The sequence below is a fragment of the Sphingobacterium sp. B29 genome (genome assembly GCF_001952815.1).
Classification (GTDB): Bacteria; Bacteroidota; Bacteroidia; order Sphingobacteriales; family Sphingobacteriaceae; genus Sphingobacterium; species Sphingobacterium siyangense.
In genome coordinates, this window is record NZ_CP019158.1 from 3,951,035 (window position 1) to 3,970,812 (window position 19,778).

The window sequence follows — 19,778 nt, forward strand, 5'->3', positions numbered from 1 at the left end:
TCAACCTTAACGATGTACCAATCGCGCTCTCTTCTTACATTTCGTTATCCGCACTTACCTGTGCTTTATAGCGATCAATCTTTTGGTAAACTTTGTTAAAAAACATTTTCTTGTCCCGTGTTCCGGCCGTATTTAACAACCTGGAATTTTTGAGCTGATGCTGATAGAAATTGAAAGCGTGTCGGCAGCTGTCTTTATCATTGGTAATGAAATAGCCCAGCATCGTATGCGGAACGAATAATGACTTTCTGTCGTTATTTCCAACTAGGACGTTATTGTTTAAAATCAATAGCTCATGGTAGTAAAGCTGGTACTGGTCATTGTTTGGCACACAACTTTTCTCCAGTGAAAACAGCAGTTCTTTAAGCTGCTCACAGAGCATCTTTCCGTTTTCGGCGGTCAGTAAGCCGGCCTGGGAAAAATAGATGATCTGCTGGAGTGTACTGTTAATTGTGGTATCATTCCAGATCTCTTTCACCCGGATGGACGAATAATAATCGTAAAGCTTCTGGCCTCTACTATCGATGGGTGTTTTCGACAAAAAAGATTCGAAAGACAATTCCAAACCGTCTGGACTCAACAAATTGAGCCATACATATTTTTTGAATATAGACAAAAGCCCTGTATTGATGGTATAAAAGATCGGAATATCCTTTGCCGAGTAATACAGGTAGGTCTGAAGATTGGATTCAAACTCCGTTAACGATTTAAACGAATGCTCTAGATAATTTGACAGATCATTAAAGGACTGGATTTCCGCTGTTTTTTTTACTAAGATGTGATCACTTTGCTGAAATAGCTTATCCAAAGAAAGTGAAAAGCGATTTGCAAGCTGCACCGTCTCTCCTATTGAAAATTTGCTCTTCATTGAAATTCTGCGGTGCGCCGCATCATAACTAATATCAAGCGCGTCTGCAATCACCTCAATAAGAGATTTCGAAGGATCAATTTTCCGCTGTATTTCCTGAATCAACTTTTCCTGATACATAAGCCAATTATTATTTTGCGATAATCACAAAAATAAAAATTTATATTATTGTTTCCCACAATTTTAACTGCGATTATCACAATAACTTTGGAAGACAATAAACACATATTTTATTAAAAGCCAGCTATGAAAACCGTAATAAATAAACAAGAGGAATTAGCAAGCCGATTCCCGATCTTGACAGACACCCGTCTATCGCCATCGCTCTTCCAGGGCAACATTGAAAACTTCATCGGCATGAGTCAAGTCCCTACAGGGGTCATCGGCCCCCTTAAAGTTCATGGCACTTCAGCCAACGGAAATTACCATATTCCACTTGCCACAACTGAGGGTGCATTGGTTGCATCCTATCACCGCGGATCTAAAGCCTGTTTGCTCGCCGGCGGGATTACCTCGATCTGTCTGCAAGAAGGAGTTCAAAGAAGCCCCGTATTCAAATTTGAGAACATCAAGGATTTAAGTCTTTTCGTTTCCTGGCTCCTCGCAGAGAAAGAAAACTTTCAGGAAATCGTCAAACGCACAAGCAGATTTGCTAAGTTAACCGATACCCGCATACAGATTGAAGGCAACCATTTAACCATATCCTTTGAATATTTCACTGCCGATGCGGCTGGCCAGAATATGGTTACCATCTGCACAGAGGCCATCTGCCGCTTTATGATTGACTCTTGTCCTATTAAGCCCAGTCACTGGTTTATTGAGGGAAACAGCTCGGGAGACAAAAAAGCGACCGCCGCAGCTTTCAATCATGTCAGGGGTAAAAAGGTAACCGCTGAAATAACATTACCGGCCAACATCGTGTCCGAAATCCTTAAAACTTCAGCCGAGCTGATGGATCGCTATTGGCGTACGTCCACCATGGGTGTTATCCAAAGTGGAGCTATAGGTGCACAGGGGCATTATGCCAATGGATTGGCTGCTTTGTTTTTGGCAACGGGCCAGGATGTCGCCTGTGTTGCCGAAGCCGCAACGGGTATCACGCGAATGGAGCAGAATAAAGACGGATCACTCTATGCAGCCGTGACTTTACCCAATCTTATTGTCGGCACTATCGGTGGTGGAACAGCACTTCCGACCCAAAGAGAGTGCCTGGAAATGATGGACTGTTATGGCGAAGGGAAGGCCATAAAATATGCCGAAATAGCTGCAGCCCTTGCGCTCGCCGGAGAATTATCTATTGCCGCGGCCCTTTCGGCAGGTCATTTTACACAGGCGCATCAAAAATTAGGCAGAAAAAAATCACTATAAAATGGAAACTAAAAAAGAAAACAGATGGAATGTGCCCAATGCACTTTCCGCCTATCGTATACTGGCATTACCCTTTATCAGCTATGCCCTTTTAACGGCAGACAGGGATCTGTTTATCCTATTGCTGTCCATCAACCTGATCAGCGATATTCTCGATGGATTAATCGCCAGGCTATTTAACCTTCAGACGGAATTTGGTGCCAAAATAGATTCGATCGCAGATATCGGAACATACCTCATGGCATTCATCGGCATGATAACATTGGAAAAAGGATTTGTAATGGCCTATAAAATCGAATTTATCCTACTTATTGTCCTGTGGATTGTTCCCCAGATCTATGCTCTTATCCGATTTAAACGCTTTCCCAGCTTCCATTTATGGTCCTATAAATTAACAGGCTATCTCCAGGGGATATTTATCTTTAGCTATTTTGTACTCGGATTTAACACCTTTTATTTCCACCTGATGCTAACCGTAAGTTATTTGGCCTATTTGGAAGAATTGGTCCTCGTGATTATTCTCCCGAAGCTGCAATCCAATCTGAAAAGTATATTTCTTATCCAATTACAAAAAAAAGCTTGATTATGTATGTATTAATGGCGAATATAGTGTTGTTATTTTTTGGCATCGGAGCATTGGTCACAGGCTATCTCAATAAGAATAGTCAAGTTGCACAAACCAGAGAACGCTGGTTAAAACTGGGTTTTTACTTCCTGATTTTGATCCTTGTCTTTTTTTCCATTTATATGGACTATGTCAGACTTTTGGCTATTTGCATTGGAATAGCCGGTTTTTACGAAATTGTCAAGGCCCACCTATATTCAGAACGACCACTGCTATTCTTATGTCCCGTAGTGGTCCTTTACGTCGCTCTTATTGCTGCGTTTATAAACTTCGGGCACAGGGCATCGACAGAAAAGGTTTGTTTTATCTATTTTATGGTGGTGATTTTTGATGGATTCAGCCAGCTCTGCGGTCAATTATTCGGCAAAAGAAAACTTATTCCCTCGGTTAGTCCCAATAAAACTGTTGAGGGTCTAATTGGCGCTTTGGTCATTGCCACTGGCACCAGCCTTTTCCTCTTTCCATCCATCGACCTGTCCATCACGCAAACTTTAAAGACCGCCCTTTTTATTTGCTTTTCCGCATTGCTGGGCGACCTATTGGCTTCGTGGTACAAACGAAGCTGTCAAATTAAAGATTACGGCACCCTCATTCCAGGGCATGGCGGAATACTGGATCGATTTGACAGCTTTATATTCAGTGGAGCCATGTACGGACTAATTTATCTTTAAAAACAAGATTATGAAAAACGATTTAGAGAACATGCTCCTATTAGGCACCCTTTTCTTGCTGCTATTCGCGCTTGCTGAACTATTGTATCAACAGTTTAAGGTCAAAGCAGAGTTTACCCGAAAACTCGTCCATGTAGGTACGGGGATAATCTGCATGTCATTTCCGATTTTGATCAGCAGCCACTGGTCTGTTTTCATCCTATGCGGATTGTTCACTTTGATTTTATTGCTGTCCATCAAGTTCGATTTATTAAATTCTATCCATGCAATTGACCGAAAATCTGTCGGTAGCCTGGCCTATCCTGCGGCAGTCTATCTTTGCTTTCTCGCACAGACATTGTTAGACAAAGGGGCTATTTTTTATTATTTGCCCTTGCTCACCTTGGCAATATGTGATCCGATGGCGGCATTATCTGGCAAAAAATGGCCTTATGGTTCTTACCGCCTATTCGGTGCGCGAAAAACACTACTAGGGTCCGCAGTGTTCTTTGTATGCGCTTTGATTACCGTGGTTGTAATTGGACACTATATGCAAGAGCCAAGCCTGCACATGAGCGAAATCACCATGATAGGTACCCTGGCTCTTGCCGCGACCATAGCCGAAGCATGTAGCAAAGACGGTTACGACAATATAAGCATTCCGGTCAGTAGCATGCTCAGTCTGTATATTCTATTTCCCTGATAAGTAACAGTCCAGTTTTAAAGGTAGATGATGAAACTATAAGCAATTTTATTTATCTTTATATTGAAATAAAGATTCGCTTAGCTATTCTGGCAAAAGCGATTAAAAATGACCATTTCATCTTTAATTCTAAAAATCACTCCAACATGTATAAAACCGTATTAACGAGGCAATTTTATTTAAGCGTAATCGCCATCATAATCCTACCATTTGCCACCTTGGGCCAAAGCCTTCCATTACAACTATTACCCTCCGGTCATATTGTAGTAGAAGCTGAAATCGAAGGAAAGAAAGGAAATTTTATCTTCGATACAGGCGGGGGGATTAATCTTTTTTTTGAAGATTTTGCCAAAGACCTGAAAAAAAAATGAAAGCTATAATTTTCTCACGGCATTTCGCGCAACAGGTGAAAAAATGACAATCCCTCTTTATAGATCCTCTACCATTAAATTCAATGGTAAAGAGTTTAATGATATTCCGTTTTCAACATTCGACATGAAATTGGCCGGTATTAATGGCCTAATTTCCCTTCCAATGCTTTACGACACGGAGTTTATAATAGACTACACAAAGAAACAGCTTATTTTTCCGAAGGCAAAACTAAAAAGTGACAAAATTATTCCGATACAACTGACGACCAATGCCGATCAATCCCTTGATATCTCCACGTACATATATCTAAACGACAAGTACAGGATCAACATTTTATTAGATTCAGGGGCTGGCGATGATTCATTTTGGTTTAGCGATCGGTTTATCCCTATCTTGGGATTGGATCCGTCCAAACTGGAAATAACGGAGAGAGCTAGTGAGTTTAATCCCGAGATAAAAACAAAATATTACAAAGGACATATAGCATCCATCTCCAATTCTTCTGTAAAAGTAGAGCATCCTACAGTCTCATTTGTTGAAGGATTGACCTATGAAGGAAAGACCAGCATCAATTGGCTGGGCAAAAAGCTTGGATTCAATTTAAAAGAAAAGAAGATCTATTTATTGGATTAATCACTGTTAGATCTATATGAAATTTGGATTATTAAGAAAATGTATGATGAATACAATAAAACCTCTATTGATCATTGTCCTATTTTTACTATGCAATCTTAAGCACCTACAGGGTCAGCAATTTACCCAGTATGGAAAATCCGATACCCTTTCAATTAAATCACAAATCTTTAATTCCGATAGAAAAGTCATACTGACCAAATCGTTAATGGGCAAATCGGATACGTTGGCAAGGAAGACCGTTATCTACTTCGATGCTGACGATACCCACATAAACGGAACTGTTTTGCAATCTGCCGATAACCTTACCGCAACTGGTGAAATGCCCAAATCAAATCTGGTCGGTATTATGCAGGTCGATAGAAATACAGAATTTCTTGAAAAAGAAAAGTTAGCAGCTTTTCTCGTAAAAGAATTGATCCCCCACCTAAAAGCAAATCAATACGACACACAAAAAATTACGCTTATTGGGCATTCTTTTGGTGGATATTTTGCTACCTATCTGTACCTGACAAACAATGAGCTGTTCAATTCTTGCATTGCTGTAAGTCCAGCATACTGGCCCAATAAAAAAGACCTATTCAATGATCTTAACAGTTTAGGAAACAACTCAATTTCAGGTGATTTTTACATGGCTATCGGAAACAAACGTTGGGACGATATTTCGATCACAAAATACATCGATGAAATGGACAGGTTGCTGACTAAGCATCAGCGACAAATCAGGTACAGACTAAACCGGCTTGATGGATTCAGTCACAACGCAACACCAACTGTAGGCATTGGATTGGGATTAAGCTATGTTTTCGATCTGTGGGAATGGCAAAATATATTGCAGGAACAAGAACGGCGTTAAAAAGCTCACCTGACTTTTGGGGGCATCTGGAAATTAAAGCCGATGCGCTCTATCATTTAAAAAGATATTCGGAAGCGAAAGAGGGCTATCTTAAATCGCTGCATTTCTTAATCAACGACAAGGAAGAACAAAAGGAGAGCATCAGAACTGCAAGCAAAAGGCTAAAAGAAAAAAATCAAAAAATGTAAGTAATACGCACTACAAAAACTGCTGAAACCGCATCAGTTCGTTCATATTCTTGCACTGCAGTTTTCGAAGCATACAACATTATTTGGAAACACAGTTCAATGGCGCCAATGTCATTGCAGTGTTTTTATCCGTCCGCTTTGGGTTTTCTTTTCGCCGATTATTTTATATTTTTGTACATCTTCCAGCAATAATCTAATTTAGTCGGGAACAACCATTATGCAGTTTAACTTCGCCTTTGATTCCAGTCCGTTTAAAACTCTGATCGCTTTTCATAAGATTATACCATCCTTTGAAGCAGCGGCTCTATCGCCGGTTGGCTTTCAGGCCAGCTATGCCCGATCGCTACTGGAAGAAATCAGCAAATACCCCGAACTTATCGATGGGGTCGAAAAAGCAGAAGAAGTGCTGCGCTATGAGCCTATTATCAAGGTGCTGCTGGCCGACCTGTTCCCGAGCTCACTGACACATAATGAGATCAAGGCCATTACCATTCCCTTCCATCTCTATACGTTCAACCATACCGCAAGACTGGAAAAAATATTAGCGGATGCCGGCGATCACTATGAATTTAGTCTTCGTGATATCTCGCCCGATACCTATTATATTCTCAATTGCTGTGTTATTATCAGCCAGTATTACGGCTTTAAGGTGGATGCTATGGATGCCCCCCTCTTTTTGGATATTCCAGACAAGAATAATATCATCCATCACTACCGCGTCCTATTCAATGCCGATTTTATCGATGTCCTTCCAACAGAACGGGCACTCGATCTTACGGCTGAAGATATTACCGAACTGGTCGACAACTTTTCGGATATTGCCCTATGGAAGTCCAAATTCCCCGAGCAGAGCTGGATCCTGAAAGGCTTTTCCATTATGACGCTTTTTGATGCGACCATTGAAAATGCGGTATCCAGCTTCAAGAGCAATCTGCTGCGCGAAAAAAGTGCTGTCCAGCTGGCAGAAATAGAAAGCATTTTCCGGTCGATTTATAAAATAAATGATCTGCGCATCGGATTGACCTCCTTTGAAAAGGTCAGGAACGAGTACAACTTACGGATTGTCGAAAAACAGCTGTACAGTCATCTACTTTACGATTCGACGATCGAAGAATGTGAAAACATGCTCTGCAGCGAGACCTTGGAGAACCTGCTCACCAAGGACGAATATTTTGTTGTACCGGATATTGACAAGCTGCCACTGGATGATCCAAAGCAGGCCTATTTTATCAACAAGCTCAAGCAGCAACAGGTGAAGAGCTTTATTTTTGTTCCCCTCGTCGAAGGCGACAAAGTGCTCGGTCTATTGGAAATGTCCTCATCCAAGGTGCGAGAACTCAATTCGGTCAATGCCAACAAGCTCAACTTCATCTTGCCCTTTATCAAAGATAAAGTCTCGAAAGCCTTTGCAGAAACTGAAAATCAGATCGAAGCGGTGATCCAAAAGGAATATACCGCTATACACCCGAGTGTCAAATGGCGGTTTCAGGAAGAAGCCATGCATTTCCTCAACGACCGCGCCTTTGGAAAAGACTATGCCCTGCAGGAAATCGTCTTTGACCATGTTTATCCGCTCTATGGGCAGATTGACGTACAGGGCTCCTCGGAATCTCGCAATCAGGCCATCCGCCAAGATCTGATGAATCAGAGCAAGGAACTGATCGCATTGTTCACTGCGGTCAACCAAACGCAGCGATTACCGCTCTTTGAGCAAAAGGTCTTCGACTTGGAAAGAAACCTGACGACGCTGCAGCAAGCGCTGCTGACCGATACGGAACAGCTTATGCTCGATTATTTTAACCAGGATATTCACCCTATTCTGGAGAATTTCAGGAAAAACAACAAAAATAGCGTCGCCACCGAGGCCGTCGACCGCTATTTTGAGCGAATCAACCTCTCTATCGGCGGTTTTTATGAGGCCCGACAGGATTATGACAACTCCATCACCCTGATCAACAAAAAGCTGGTGGCCATCCTCGACGAAAAGCAGGTAGAAGCCCAAGAATACTTTCCTCATTATTATGAGCGCTACAAGACAGATGGTATCGAGCACAACATGTATATCGGGGCCTCCATCGCTCCCGGTCGGAATTTTGAACTCTACTACCTACGCAATTTACGGCTGTGGCAGCTGCAGGTGATGTGTGCGATGGAACGCGAGTTTAGGCAGCTCCAGCCCGCCCTTCCGCATCAGCTGGAGGTGACCTCATTGGTGCTGGTCTTTGCCACCCCCATTTCCATCCGCTTTCGTATGGACGAGAAGCAGTTCGATATCGACGGCTCCTACAATGTGCGCTACGAGATTGCCAAGAAACGAATTGATAAAGCCAAGATCAAGGGCTCGACGGAGCGCATCACACAAAAAGGCAAACTGGTTATTGTCTACTCCAATATACATGAAGAAACAGAATACCTGGGATACATCAACCTACTACAGCACAAAGGATTACTAGACAACAATATCGAGCAGTTTGAGGTGGAAGATCTACAGGGACTGGTTGGCCTGAAAGCGATCCGTGTGGGATTCAATTTTCAAGATCTGCACTAAAGCAATTCCCGGTGTTCCATCAGATAGGCCAAGGAGAGTATCATCTAATAATCTGTTTGCGGATACGGCTTAAACTTTTGGGGTTCATGCCGAGGAACGATGCGATATATTGCATGGGTACGTTGTGCAGCAGATCCGGCTGTTCGGCCATGAGCTTGAGGTACCCTTGCGCTATGTACATTCCTCATGCTTTGAGCGTGATATTGCATCCGGGGAAACGTTTCGTTGACTAAACAAATATACTAAAAACGATTTACATACTAATAAAATTAGCAAACAAATATCAATTTATTGAAATAAATACTTGATTTGAATCACGATTTGAAAAAGCAAAGTCACGCTTTGCGAGAGCCTTTTATGAAGCAGTGGATATTGCTTCATAACAAATGAAGCAGCCCGGGGGCTGCTTCATTGAAAAAATAGTCTTTGCGAAATGCCATTTAGGGTTTGCGGTTGCTTGCCCTCACCGGTCTGTCTGGTTTATACTCATCCCAGCCCTTAGACCGCAAATGATATACGATATCCAAAATTATTGATCTCTTTCGTTACGGAACAAATGGGGTTGTTTGCCGGTATGTTTCTTGATGAAACTTCTGAAATTTGCGACATTACTAAAACCTATTTCGAAAGAAATCTGTAAAATGGATAGATTCGAATGTCTGATCAAGCGGATAGCCTCCTGGACTACAATTCCCGAAATGAATGCTTTTGCAGATTTTCCGCTGTTAGCTGCGCATAGCGCGGAAAGCCTTCTGCTTGTAAGTTTTAATTTATTGGCATAAAAACTGACGGACGTACTTTCACGATAATACTTGTATACCAAAATGTTAAAGCTATTAAAAACAATCTGCTCCGATGAACTGCACAGCTTTGATAGAATCCCCTGAAGAGAGAGCCTGTAATGTCCTTCCAACAAAATTGACTCGACACAGTGATGAGCGACCAGATCCAATATTTCCGGTCCCTGTACCCGCGCCATTTGTATGCGTTCAATAATAGCCCCATCAAAATAGGCCTGATTTCCCATTTTACCTTCAATCTGTATGGCATTCTGAATGCCATAGAACAATATGGAGTTGAGCATCTTCACGTCGGATTTCGATCTCAGATAAAACGCCGCGGTAAATGATAGCACATAGCCCCCTATTGGCGCATCGTTCATGAATTTGATTCGCTTCCTAGGCCCTACAAATAGTAGCTGTCCGCTATTCAGCGTATAAAACTCCCTATTTACAGCAATGACGATCGGTTCATCTATTTTTATGATGTAATAAGTATCACTTGCTATATCACTTTCGGTTTGTTGGAATTCGGCGAGTGTACAAATCCCAAAATCCTGTAGCCCTATTTCTAGGTCCTTACTATTCATCATCGTCTCGATAAGCGTTTATACAGTTATCAGCACTAAAACCTCCTGCAGATCATCTTCACTTGTCTGAGATCATAAGCTGATCCTATTTGGAACCCACATCGGATTGGAAGCTGTGCTATGTTATGAAGCTGTGCTGTATTATGAAGCTGTGCTATGTTATCATGCTCTGTTATCTGTGTATCAAAAGACAGTCAGCTTTGACTGCCTTTTGCTTACACATGTTATCTTGTGGTATACCCGCCATTGGCGAAAATAGTCTGTCCGGTTATCCACCAGCCATCCGTTACCAGAAACTCAATCAGCGGTGCAATGTCCTTAATATCGGTCAGTCCACCCAATGCAGACGCCGATCTGTGATAGGCTACAGCATCTTCAGATTCCTGTCCATAGAAGAAAGGTGTATCCATCGGACCAGGAGCTACCGCCGTAACTGAGATTCCACGCGATCCGAATTCCTTAGAAGCAGCCCTTGTAAAATGTTCTACAGGGGCTTTCATTCCCGCATATGTCGAATAAAGGCCTGTATAGGCTGCTAATAAAGACGTAACGACAGTACAGATTTTGCCATTATCGTTGATCCGCTTGCCGGCTTCGAGAATAAAAAAATAAGCGACCTTCGAATTAATATCACTCATGCTGTCGTACTCAATCTCTGAAGTCTCCACAAATGGTTTTTTCAGTACTTTACCGACTGTATTGATTGCGATATCAACCTTTCCGAACTTTTCTTCGGCTTGGTCGAATAGCGCTTTTATATTTGATAGCTGTGTAAGGTCGCCCTGGACAAGCAGTCCCTCGGCACCAATCGCCTGTACATCCGACAATGTTTTTTCTGCCTCGGCTCTTGTGCTCTCACTATTGTAGTGAATGACAAGCTTTGCTCCTTGTGCCGCAAAATCCCGGCTCAACAGTCCCCCTAAGTTTTTCGCACCACCTGCGATCAAAACTACTTTTCCATTTACTTCTTGATTTGCCATAAATTTGAAAATTTGAATCCATCACCCACTGATTTGCCGTGGACGTGCTGGATTACAGGTTTAGATTCTATCAGCGCTTATTCTGGCCTCTCAAAGCCATTTTACCCCGCTAGAATCTCTCAAACCAAATATCAATAATTGAGCTGCCAATCAAAAAAAACAGGGTTTCACAATGCTATCACACTTATCAAAATAGCAGGTAGTCCCGTGGTTATCAATCCATATGCTTCGATAGCTAGAAAGAGTAGCGCTATTTTACCTGCAGGATCGAACGCTGGTGACTAAAGTTTTCCAGACTAAATCTGCCGTGATATTTTCCCATTCCTGAAGCACCTACGCCACCGAAAGGAAGATAATGCGATCCGACGTGGATCAATGTACTATTGATCTCCGCATCGCCGCTGGTGGTTCTTGCGATCACATCATCGGCAAATTGCTGACTTTCAGAAAACACGTACAGCGCCAATGGTTTGGGTCTACTATTGATCTCTTTCAGTACTTCATCAATATTCTTGTAAGTTAAAATCGGAAGGATCGGACCAAAAATTTCCTGCTGCATCACCGCATCATTCCAGTTGACACCATCCATCAAAGTTGCTTCAAAATGGCGCGTTTCCAAATCATATTTTCCCCCATAAATAACTTTTTCGGGAGCGGCATCCAGGTATCCCGCTAAATTCCCTATCTGATGCTGGCTAACAATCTTGCCGATTTTCCCTAAAGATTCGTCGTTGTATGTAGCTTTAAGATAAGATTTCAACTGATCGATAAAGGCGCCCTTCACAGATTCATGCACATACACGTAATCCGGAGCAACACAGGTCTGTCCGCAATTGATCCATTTGCCGGCAGAAATGCGCTGAACGGCTTTTTCGATATCCGCATCATGGTGTACGATCGTTGGGGATTTTCCGCCCAGTTCCAAAGTAAGCGGAATCAGTTGTTCGGCAGCTGCTTCATGACAATTTTGCCAACATTAGGGCTTCCCGTAAAAAAGATGTAATCAAAAGCAAGGCTCAATAGATAGGTGTTTTCTTCAATAGCGCCCTGAAAAACGGCAACATATTGTTCATCAAAAGCTTCGCTAACAATATCTTCAATCACCTGGGCAACATGGGGCGTGTTTTCAGAAGGTTTGATGATAGCCGTATTTCCGGCCATCAGGGCCCCGATCAGCGGACTGAAAGTCAACTGTACCGGGTAATTGAAGGGACCTATAATATAGTTTACACCGTAGGGCTCATAAATGTACTTACTGATGACTTCCGCTCCCGAAGCATGCGGTTTTGATTTGACATACGTGGGTTTTGCCCATTCTTCCATATTTTCGATCATATCATCGAGTTCATCGAGAACAATCTGAACTTCGACGTACTCTGCTTCTGCCCTGCTTTTTCCAAGATCGATATTCACTGCTTCACAGACCGCATCCGTATAACTCGCAAAAACTTTACGGAAATTTTGCAACTGTCTTTTACGGAATGCAATTTCCTTCGTTGCTTGCGTACCGAAAAAGTCTTTCTGTTTTTCGAATACTTCTTTTATTCTGTTTTTAATTTCTGTAGTCATTTGTTGGTGATTTATGCATTTTAAAACACATATAGCGCGTAAAGTGTTTGTTTTAATAAAGTAAAAGTATCTAGCGTGTTTATATCTTGTAGAACAAGATTATGGTGCTTGGCTACTCAACTTCTTACTTTGACTTAAACATCCCTCTAAATTCCAGTGGCGTCTGAGCCGTTTTCTTTTTGAACAGTTTGCTGAAACTCTGTGCATGCTCAAAACCCAGTTCGTAAGCAATTTCATTTACGGTAAGTTGTGTCGTTGATAATTTCTCTTTTGCCCGCTCAATAAGTTTATGGTGGATATACTGCTGCGTGCTCTGGCCAATGAGCGAGCGTAGCATATCGCTTAGATAACCCGCAGACACATTCAACTGCTCCGAAAGAAAATGGACCGTTGGAACTCCCAGAATTACCGAATGATCCTGATCCAGATAATCATCCAGCAGCGCTTCTGCCTTCAGTAGAATATCATTGTTTATATTTCTTCGCGTAATGAACTGCCGCTTGTAAAACCGGTTTACGTAGCTCAGCATTAACTCCACCTGCGAGATAATAACTTCTTGGCTAAATTCGTCTATCCGATTGTCAAGTTCATTTTTCATGAAATTCAAGATCGCGATCATCGTTTCTCTTTCCTGATCAGATAGATGTAACGCTTCATTCACAGAATAGGAAAAATAGCCGTACTTCCTAATTTTATGGGCTAAAGGGGAACCCAGGAAAAAGTCAGGATGGATCAGCAGCAGATAAGCATAGGTATCCCTATTATATTCTGTGCTGCCCACCAATTGATTAGGCGCAAAGAAAAGCATACTTCCTTCATTAAAATCATAGTACCCCCTGCCGTACTTGAGTTTTCCGCTGTTTTTTGTTATAAAAGTGATCTTGTAGAAACTCAGGACATCGTATATTGGAGCCATAGCGGTATTGAATGGATTATCCTGATTGAAATGGACCAAGCTAATCAGGGGATGCTGCGGTTTTGGTAGGCCAAAAGCTTCGTGACTCTCTGATATGGATATAAAGCGTTTTAACTTATCCTCTTTCTTTTTCATACAATAAATTTATAAAAAAACCTGTAGCTTATAGCTACAGGTCTTCCTTTGTGTAATTCTACCACGGCACTTGACCGCCTTGTTCTGTGCGATAGGTAGCCGGTCCCGTAAAGCTTCCATTGGGTATATCTTCCGCCAGTGCCACGCGTATCGGCTCAAGTGAGCCTTCTTCCACCGTATCTGTACCTTCAAAGTTATTCAGGGCTGTCGCTGTAAAACCCGGACTTACCAGATGTACCTTAACATTTGTATTTTCCAATTCATTTGCAAGAGAAAGGAAAACACCATTTAAAGCGGTTTTCGAAGCGCCATATACGGCATCAAATCCACTACGGAATGCATTGTCCGGATCTGCATTCAGGGTCAGTGAGCCTAGAGAACTTGAAACGGTTACGATCCTAGATTGTTTTGCATTCCGAAGTAAGGGCAACAAGGCCTGTGTTATGGCAAGCGTGCCAAAGACATTGGTTTCCCAAACCTGGCGCATTTCAGCTATGGATGTGACGCTTGCCTTCTGCGCACTCAGAATTTCCCACATTGTACGACCGGGGATCCCTGCGTTTGAAATCGCCGCATTATTGACCAGCAAAGTAAGGTACCCAAACTCATTTTCTATTTTACCGACAGCATTCCTGATTGAATTATTGTCGGTAATATCCAGTTGAATGGCATGTGCTTCACCCCCTATCTGATTGGCGGCATCCTTTCCTTTTTCTAAATCTCGTGATCCAACAAACACATGATATCCATTTTCAGCAAGAGCTTTGGCAATCTGAAAACCAACACCTGTATTGGCACCTGTAACTAGGGCTACTTTTATTTCATTTGTCTGCATGTTAAACTTATTTAAATGTAACAGGACAAAGTTCCGCAACTATGGGCGGACAATTGTAGCTGAATTGAGGATATTTCTAACCAAAATAAGGGTAGATATAAATTCACGGCTAACCTACAATCCTTACAAACTTCAGTTGAGTTGCATTGTAGGAAAAAATAAACGGACGACGGTTCCTGTCCCTATTTTACTGGAAATATTAATAGATCCACCTAAACGCTCGATAAGTTCTTTTACCAGAGGAAGGCCTATTCCTGAAACCTGATCCGGTTGGAGATGTAATCTTTCATGGGCCATAAACTCCAGATTGAGATTTACATCGGGAATACCGACGCCATTGTCTTCCAGATAGTATACAATTCCTTTACTTGTCTCCTCACTGTAGATATGTAGATAATCATCGGCTGTCTGTGCCGCATATTTTATGGCATTTGAAATAAGGTTAAAAAATATCTGATAAACAGCATTGGCATCTGTACGCAGTGCGAGAAGCTTTCCCAATTTAAATTTCACCTGCGAATTTGGATATATCAAATTGACTTCTTCCGTCCATTCCATCATTCTTTTATCCATCTCCAAGTACTCTATCACAGGTTTGTGGTCTCTTATTTTATTTAGCTGGAGTTTTTTATCAAGTATAGATTCGATATTCTGTATAGCCATATTCATGTTTTCAAGCCATTTTTGGTTAACATCTTGTGGCAGGTTAATGTTTCTGCTCAAAAAATGATTTCCCAATTTTAGAACTGACAATGGATTTTTTAAATCATGAGATAACGTATTTGCAAAAGCATCAAGCTTTCTATTAAAGATCAACTGTTCATTTTGACTTTCGGCAATGTCATAAGCTAGCTTTCGCTCGGTCACGTCCCACGAAGAATGAAGAATGCCATAGGTATTCCCATTATCATCCAGGAGAGCTTTGTATTCAAAATCAAAATAGCGCTTTACAACTTGATTTCCACAGACAATATCTGCTGGAGTATCCTTTGCGGTGTACGTGATTCCCGTCTTCCAAACATTTTTCAATATGGATGAAAACCCTTCTTTATGAAAACTCGGAAAACATGAACAAAACGTTTTGCCGACTATACTGCTATCAGCTCGCCAGGTTTCTAGCATAGACTTATTGACGTAGGCTATATGTAGATCGGGGCTGCTGTATATAGCAGTTGCCAAGGGAGACATATCAAGTATCGGCAGCAAAAACTGATCGTTGAGCATCATAATTAACCAATTGTGTAAAAATAAATCAAAAAATATGGGAATATCGTTCAAATACATTCACACAAATAGTGCCATATTGGAAGAATAAACTGCTTTTAAACTATCGTATACACAAATTATACCGCAAGGAGCCGATCCAGCTACCCAGTTACCGGCAAAAAAATTACATAAAATAAAGGTTTACACACTTTATCATGGGTAAAGTAGTTAAATAGGTAAAGAAATGGAATAGCCATAGATAAAATTCAATTCATGTGGAATGATTAATTGCGCGCGGGATACGTTGGCGCTGGATAATCCCTGTCGACATGCATCTGATTGATCAAAATCTCCTTGATCAGGTGATTCATTCGCTTATCATTGACGTCGATTTTTACGATTTTGTGGCTGTAATAGCTGTCGCTTTCAAACTCACTTTCGATTTTCTCGGCGAATGCAGGCGATAATGATTTGTAGTTAAGTACAACTTCGGTTTCCTTTTCTGCTATTTTTTTTAACGTCAAAGTCCAGATTACCCCATACTCCGGAGAGAAAAAGACTTTTCTTGGCGGCGGTACTTTCAATTTTTTATTCTTTAACGAGTACGTATACAGCATATGAATACTTGGTTTGGAAACATCTTTTGCCGCAGCCGTGACCAATTTATGATACTCTTTTTCGTTATCCACAACCGTTTCAATGCTTATCCCCTGCTCCTCGATTTCAAATCGGGCAGTCGAATCTGTACTTCCCAGGGATGTGATTTTCATCTTGCTGTCGACAAACTGGCCGGACATATCGGGGATGCCCTCTTTTACGCGGTCAAAACTTGCCGCTAAACGCATCGGGACCAATTTAGTCGTCAGCGTTTGCGCATGTAGGCTACCCGCTGCAGCAATAAAAAAGAGCATTATACCAACATATTTTCTCATCATAATTGTTTTAATTTAGCGATTTCAAAACGATTAAAATCTGATCTTGAGACCTGATATTAATGTAAATTACACTTTTTGTCAGTTGTTTCTCCTGTTGTTCGAAATTTGGCTAATCGCATTTACAATCCGCTGGATATTAATTCATATTCGCAACAGTTGGCTAATCAGTGCAATGCAATAGCGCTACGACACAGCAGCTAACTACCGTTGAATCGTAGCCACATAGCGCCCAGTTGAATTGTAACCGCGTAGCGCCCAGTTGAACCGTAGCTGCGTAGTATAGTTGAACCATAGCCGTGTAGCGTATAGTACCTAAAAAGGTGTATCAAAGCCCGAGCTATAAAAAACTTAGCGTTTTTCCATCGCTTTCATGGCCAGTCCGGCTGCAATACCACCGATAACATACCAGGCAACCGTCATTAACTTCGTACGATTGGTCTTTTTTATGGGTTTGGCATCGAGTCCGGCCTGTTCCGGAATAGTCAATGTTGCGAGCCCTACCACAGTACCGAGCAAGGCTCCTTTCAGCAGCCTATTTTTCTGACCGCCATAGCCGATAAGCGTATATAACATGGCATTTGAGGCCACATCGGCGCCAAATGTAGCTGCTACCAGCGCATTACCTTGGGGTGGTTTAAATCCGGCGAAGCGTACTGTTTTTTTCATTGCCTCCTCACCAACTTTATCTACTTCGGGCGCTTTGGAATCAAATCTTTTGGCAGCGCTGTGCACTATATTGAGGACGAGTGCACCGATCAATCCGCCCAGCATATTTTTATTCAATCCGTTCATAGCTTGTCTTTTTACTTTTTCAATCTTGCTTGTTAAGTTCTCAATCTTGCCGAGCCCATAGATCGACAGGTTATTTTAGAACGAAAAGACCAGAAACCTCAAAGAAGCACCGGTCTTTTCTAACTATTTATCCATCAAATGGATTAATAGAAAGACAAGAGTCAGATTGAAATCGTTTAAAAAAGCTTCAGTTATCTTTAACAGAAAACAGCCCTTTTATCTCCGCATGTCTCTTTTCGATCAGAAGAACCGTATGATCGTATTCCTCCTGAACCTTCTGATCCCTAAAGAATGGATGCAGCTCACCTTCAACCAACTTATGCTCGGCAAATTTTACCAAAAGTGATTTGAGTTTCTCCCTTAATCGGCCGATCTCTTCATCATTGAACGTGGCTTCTCTAATCTTACGTCCCACATCCGCATCACCATCCTGCCATTGATCTTCAAATTTTTCCATAACTTAATTTATTTTAAAGTATTCCATTCAATACCGAACCAGCCCCCTGTCTTCTCGCCCCAATCTCGATTTCTTCGGTCCGCTATACATCCCCCCACACTCCTTTCGGTTTCCACTTTTTACACGTTTATTGCCGCTATTCACATACTTTCACACCTTTTATCGCCCTACTTTTGGATAACAACTTTTTTGCGGGTTGTTATTTAATATAATATTAATGGACACTGGGGCGAAGGGATTCGTTCCAGTATTTTTTTACACCAATCCGCACAAAAAAACAGCTGCTAATGCACATATGCATCGCTCGCCGTTCGCATTCTTTCACGGTACTGCAGTGGATTGGAACCCGAATGTTTTTTGATAAAATGCCGAAAATTGGACTCTTCTGAAAACCCCATTTCATAGGAGATCTGGGAAATAGAAAGATCCGTATGTTCAATATAACGCAGCGCTTCTTTCAGAACGATGTCGATAATGGCATTCTTTGCCGTTTTATTCCAGACTTCTGTACATAGATTCGTTAGCTTTCTTGGCGTAATATGTAGTTTGTCTGCATAGAATTTGACGTTGCAATTTTCTTTATAATGCTTGTGTACGAGTATGGAAAAGCGGTTGGCCATTCCCTGCACTGTACTGTCCGTACCCCTGCTGAGTTCCTTATCGAAATCTGTTTCCCATATCCCTTGTAAAAGGACCGACTCGATGAAGTTGTGCACGATCAGCGAAGTCACCGCGGCGTTTCTTGATGGATAACCTTGGATATTTCCCATGATCTGCATCTTCATCTCTTCCTGTTTTATCCGGCTTTTAACGGCTTTGAGCAATCTTTCACTGTCAAAAAATAATCCCGAATTGATCAATGTCCTATCCAGGGCCGACCTTTCGTAAAACCGTGAAGTAAAGCGGATCAGATACCCGTTCGGAGTGCCCGATCCACTGAGGGTAAAATCTTTCGCCGGACCAATAAAAATCAGCGTATTGCCTTCCATGCAAAAAGAATCATTCGCCAGGCGGATCTCAATGTCATCAAATGGTACCAGGATAGTGAAAAGATCCTGACCATGATACCAGTGGGGAAACCGCTTCTGCTGCCATTCCTTTAAAGGTATAATTTCAAATTCAGCCGCTTTACTGTCCATAAATGAGCTATGCTATGTATCTATCCTTTGCTTAATGGAGATCGGATGTCATCATCAAGCCAATATTTAATTTCGTCCAATGTCATTCTCAGATTGGTTTTACTGAAAATGAAAAGTGCACCGTTGGCCTTAAACCGTTCAAGTTCGGTGACATTATCTGTGGTCGTATACCCGAATACTTTGATCGATGGAAACCGATCGCGGATATGAAGAGCGGCCTCATGTCCATCCATTATAGGCATATTAAGATCCGCAAGGCATACATCGGGCAGCTCAGCGGTACTTTCGAGTTTTTTCAGGAGCTCCAGTCCGTTGCTGCAATTAAAACGTAGATCAAATGTTTCATTGTTGACAAGCACTATTTTCATGAGCGTTCGCTGAACGAGGCTATCGTCCACAAATGCTATTTTTATTTTTCTTCCGATCTCAGTTGCCATCTTCTTCCTTCTGCAAAATATCCAATGGCAAATAGTCCTGTTCAGTTCCTGCTACGAAAGTAACCTGTATAGCCCCGAAAGCATTCTCCATCTCCACCCTGGTTACATAAATTGTAGGCTGTATATATTCTCTTTTGGCCTTTAATTGATCCTTCATTTTCGATTCTGTTTAAGTTTGAAATATATGCGTTAGTTAC

The 19,778-nt window shown here is 41.7% G+C and carries 21 protein-coding genes and 1 pseudogene; 9 read left to right on the forward strand and 13 right to left on the reverse strand.

All coding sequences use genetic code 11. The features are described 5' to 3' along the window. Positions 1-34: 34 nt before the first annotated feature. Complete coding sequence (locus tag BV902_RS16790; RefSeq protein ID WP_075992916.1) at positions 35-988, reverse strand: hypothetical protein; 954 nt, start codon at positions 986-988, stop codon at positions 35-37. Between the two features lie 126 nt (positions 989-1,114). Between BV902_RS16790 and BV902_RS16795 the strand changes: the two genes are divergently transcribed. The 9 genes from BV902_RS16795 to BV902_RS16830 all read left to right on the forward strand — a co-directional run bounded on the left by BV902_RS16795 (position 1,115) and on the right by BV902_RS16830 (position 8,811). Next, entirely contained in the window at positions 1,115-2,236 is a 1,122-nt protein-coding gene (locus tag BV902_RS16795; protein WP_083663651.1) for a hydroxymethylglutaryl-CoA reductase, read from the forward strand. Between the two features lies 1 nt (position 2,237). Next, on the forward strand, positions 2,238-2,819 hold the full coding sequence (locus BV902_RS16800) for a CDP-alcohol phosphatidyltransferase family protein (protein WP_075992917.1): 582 nt from the start codon (positions 2,238-2,240) through the stop codon (positions 2,817-2,819). Positions 2,820-2,821: 2 nt separating this feature from the next. Further along, a complete protein-coding gene (locus BV902_RS16805; RefSeq protein WP_083663652.1) occupies positions 2,822-3,532 on the forward strand; it encodes a phosphatidate cytidylyltransferase in 711 nt (236 codons plus the stop codon). A 10-nt stretch (positions 3,533-3,542) separates the two neighbouring features. Then, positions 3,543-4,214: a phosphatidate cytidylyltransferase gene (locus BV902_RS16810; protein WP_075992918.1), complete on the forward strand. Its 672-nt coding sequence runs from the start codon at positions 3,543-3,545 to the stop codon at positions 4,212-4,214. 146 nt (positions 4,215-4,360) lie between these two features. Further along, a complete protein-coding gene (locus BV902_RS16815; RefSeq protein WP_075992919.1) occupies positions 4,361-4,585 on the forward strand; it encodes a hypothetical protein in 225 nt (74 codons plus the stop codon). A gap of 43 nt (positions 4,586-4,628) precedes the next feature. Beyond that, positions 4,629-5,219 (forward strand): hypothetical protein, encoded by a 591-nt coding sequence (locus BV902_RS16820; protein WP_075992920.1) that lies wholly within the window; start codon positions 4,629-4,631, stop codon positions 5,217-5,219. Positions 5,220-5,262: 43 nt separating this feature from the next. Then, positions 5,263-6,075: an alpha/beta hydrolase gene (locus tag BV902_RS16825; RefSeq protein WP_237241694.1), complete on the forward strand. Its 813-nt coding sequence runs from the start codon at positions 5,263-5,265 to the stop codon at positions 6,073-6,075. Then, positions 6,039-6,263 carry a hypothetical protein gene (locus BV902_RS28145; RefSeq protein ID WP_237241696.1) on the forward strand — a complete coding sequence of 75 codons (225 nt, stop codon included), beginning with the start codon at positions 6,039-6,041 and terminating at the stop codon, positions 6,261-6,263. The genes BV902_RS16825 and BV902_RS28145 overlap by 37 nt, the downstream gene beginning before the upstream one ends. A gap of 217 nt (positions 6,264-6,480) precedes the next feature. Next, on the forward strand, positions 6,481-8,811 hold the full coding sequence (locus tag BV902_RS16830) for a hypothetical protein (protein ID WP_075992921.1): 2,331 nt from the start codon (positions 6,481-6,483) through the stop codon (positions 8,809-8,811). Positions 8,812-9,340: 529 nt separating this feature from the next. On the opposite strand, the gene BV902_RS16840 is transcribed toward BV902_RS16830, so the two are convergent. The 12 genes and pseudogenes from BV902_RS16840 to BV902_RS27375 all read right to left on the reverse strand — a co-directional run bounded on the left by BV902_RS16840 (position 9,341) and on the right by BV902_RS27375 (position 19,738). Then, the gene (locus BV902_RS16840) at positions 9,341-10,183 is read right to left on the reverse strand and encodes a helix-turn-helix domain-containing protein (protein ID WP_075992922.1); all 843 of its coding nucleotides are present in this window, start codon (positions 10,181-10,183) and stop codon (positions 9,341-9,343) included. A 221-nt stretch (positions 10,184-10,404) separates the two neighbouring features. After that, entirely contained in the window at positions 10,405-11,160 is a 756-nt protein-coding gene (locus tag BV902_RS16845) for an SDR family oxidoreductase (RefSeq protein ID WP_075992923.1), read from the reverse strand. Between the two features lie 250 nt (positions 11,161-11,410). Then, a pseudogene (locus BV902_RS28725) lies at positions 11,411-12,729 on the reverse strand (aldehyde dehydrogenase family protein). Positions 12,730-12,853: 124 nt separating this feature from the next. Next, on the reverse strand, positions 12,854-13,780 hold the full coding sequence (locus BV902_RS16855) for a helix-turn-helix domain-containing protein (protein WP_075992924.1): 927 nt from the start codon (positions 13,778-13,780) through the stop codon (positions 12,854-12,856). 58 nt (positions 13,781-13,838) lie between these two features. Continuing rightward, positions 13,839-14,615, reverse strand: a complete 777-nt coding sequence (locus tag BV902_RS16860; RefSeq protein WP_075992925.1) for an SDR family NAD(P)-dependent oxidoreductase — start codon at positions 14,613-14,615, stop codon at positions 13,839-13,841. 132 nt (positions 14,616-14,747) lie between these two features. Then, entirely contained in the window at positions 14,748-15,842 is a 1,095-nt protein-coding gene (locus BV902_RS16865; RefSeq protein WP_172840701.1) for a sensor histidine kinase, read from the reverse strand. A 263-nt stretch (positions 15,843-16,105) separates the two neighbouring features. Then, a complete protein-coding gene (locus tag BV902_RS16870; protein WP_083663655.1) occupies positions 16,106-16,756 on the reverse strand; it encodes a hypothetical protein in 651 nt (216 codons plus the stop codon). 348 nt (positions 16,757-17,104) lie between these two features. Next, positions 17,105-17,548, reverse strand: coding sequence for a hypothetical protein (locus BV902_RS16875; RefSeq protein WP_075992927.1), 444 nt, complete (start codon positions 17,546-17,548; stop codon positions 17,105-17,107). Positions 17,549-17,735: 187 nt separating this feature from the next. Further along, positions 17,736-18,005, reverse strand: coding sequence for a hypothetical protein (locus BV902_RS16880; protein ID WP_075992928.1), 270 nt, complete (start codon positions 18,003-18,005; stop codon positions 17,736-17,738). A 284-nt stretch (positions 18,006-18,289) separates the two neighbouring features. Beyond that, positions 18,290-19,144, reverse strand: a complete 855-nt coding sequence (locus BV902_RS16885; RefSeq protein ID WP_075992929.1) for a helix-turn-helix domain-containing protein — start codon at positions 19,142-19,144, stop codon at positions 18,290-18,292. A 20-nt stretch (positions 19,145-19,164) separates the two neighbouring features. Next, positions 19,165-19,581 carry a response regulator gene (locus BV902_RS16890; RefSeq protein WP_075992930.1) on the reverse strand — a complete coding sequence of 139 codons (417 nt, stop codon included), beginning with the start codon at positions 19,579-19,581 and terminating at the stop codon, positions 19,165-19,167. Next, on the reverse strand, positions 19,571-19,738 hold the full coding sequence (locus tag BV902_RS27375; RefSeq protein WP_157626112.1) for a hypothetical protein: 168 nt from the start codon (positions 19,736-19,738) through the stop codon (positions 19,571-19,573). The genes BV902_RS16890 and BV902_RS27375 overlap by 11 nt, the downstream gene beginning before the upstream one ends. Between the last annotated feature and the right edge of the window lie 40 nt (positions 19,739-19,778).

What these genes read in the sequence shown, in the direction of transcription:
- BV902_RS16790 (WP_075992916.1), bottom strand. Translation starts at nt 988, where the DNA reads ATGTATCAGGAAAAGTTGATTCAGGAAATACAGCGGAAAATTGATCCT.
- BV902_RS16795 (WP_083663651.1), top strand. Translation starts at nt 1,115, where the DNA reads ATGAAAACCGTAATAAATAAACAAGAGGAATTAGCAAGCCGATTCCCG.
- BV902_RS16800 (WP_075992917.1), top strand. Translation starts at nt 2,238, where the DNA reads ATGGAAACTAAAAAAGAAAACAGATGGAATGTGCCCAATGCACTTTCC.
- BV902_RS16805 (WP_083663652.1), top strand. Translation starts at nt 2,822, where the DNA reads ATGTATGTATTAATGGCGAATATAGTGTTGTTATTTTTTGGCATCGGA.
- BV902_RS16810 (WP_075992918.1), top strand. Translation starts at nt 3,543, where the DNA reads ATGAAAAACGATTTAGAGAACATGCTCCTATTAGGCACCCTTTTCTTG.
- BV902_RS16815 (WP_075992919.1), top strand. Translation starts at nt 4,361, where the DNA reads ATGTATAAAACCGTATTAACGAGGCAATTTTATTTAAGCGTAATCGCC.
- BV902_RS16820 (WP_075992920.1), top strand. Translation starts at nt 4,629, where the DNA reads ATGACAATCCCTCTTTATAGATCCTCTACCATTAAATTCAATGGTAAA.
- BV902_RS16825 (WP_237241694.1), top strand. Translation starts at nt 5,263, where the DNA reads ATGATGAATACAATAAAACCTCTATTGATCATTGTCCTATTTTTACTA.
- BV902_RS28145 (WP_237241696.1), top strand. Translation starts at nt 6,039, where the DNA reads ATGGCAAAATATATTGCAGGAACAAGAACGGCGTTAAAAAGCTCACCT.
- BV902_RS16830 (WP_075992921.1), top strand. Translation starts at nt 6,481, where the DNA reads ATGCAGTTTAACTTCGCCTTTGATTCCAGTCCGTTTAAAACTCTGATC.
- BV902_RS16840 (WP_075992922.1), bottom strand. Translation starts at nt 10,183, where the DNA reads ATGATGAATAGTAAGGACCTAGAAATAGGGCTACAGGATTTTGGGATT.
- BV902_RS16845 (WP_075992923.1), bottom strand. Translation starts at nt 11,160, where the DNA reads ATGGCAAATCAAGAAGTAAATGGAAAAGTAGTTTTGATCGCAGGTGGT.
- BV902_RS16855 (WP_075992924.1), bottom strand. Translation starts at nt 13,780, where the DNA reads ATGAAAAAGAAAGAGGATAAGTTAAAACGCTTTATATCCATATCAGAG.
- BV902_RS16860 (WP_075992925.1), bottom strand. Translation starts at nt 14,615, where the DNA reads ATGCAGACAAATGAAATAAAAGTAGCCCTAGTTACAGGTGCCAATACA.
- BV902_RS16865 (WP_172840701.1), bottom strand. Translation starts at nt 15,842, where the DNA reads ATGATGCTCAACGATCAGTTTTTGCTGCCGATACTTGATATGTCTCCC.
- BV902_RS16870 (WP_083663655.1), bottom strand. Translation starts at nt 16,756, where the DNA reads ATGATGAGAAAATATGTTGGTATAATGCTCTTTTTTATTGCTGCAGCG.
- BV902_RS16875 (WP_075992927.1), bottom strand. Translation starts at nt 17,548, where the DNA reads ATGAACGGATTGAATAAAAATATGCTGGGCGGATTGATCGGTGCACTC.
- BV902_RS16880 (WP_075992928.1), bottom strand. Translation starts at nt 18,005, where the DNA reads ATGGAAAAATTTGAAGATCAATGGCAGGATGGTGATGCGGATGTGGGA.
- BV902_RS16885 (WP_075992929.1), bottom strand. Translation starts at nt 19,144, where the DNA reads ATGGACAGTAAAGCGGCTGAATTTGAAATTATACCTTTAAAGGAATGG.
- BV902_RS16890 (WP_075992930.1), bottom strand. Translation starts at nt 19,581, where the DNA reads ATGGCAACTGAGATCGGAAGAAAAATAAAAATAGCATTTGTGGACGAT.
- BV902_RS27375 (WP_157626112.1), bottom strand. Translation starts at nt 19,738, where the DNA reads ATGAAGGATCAATTAAAGGCCAAAAGAGAATATATACAGCCTACAATT.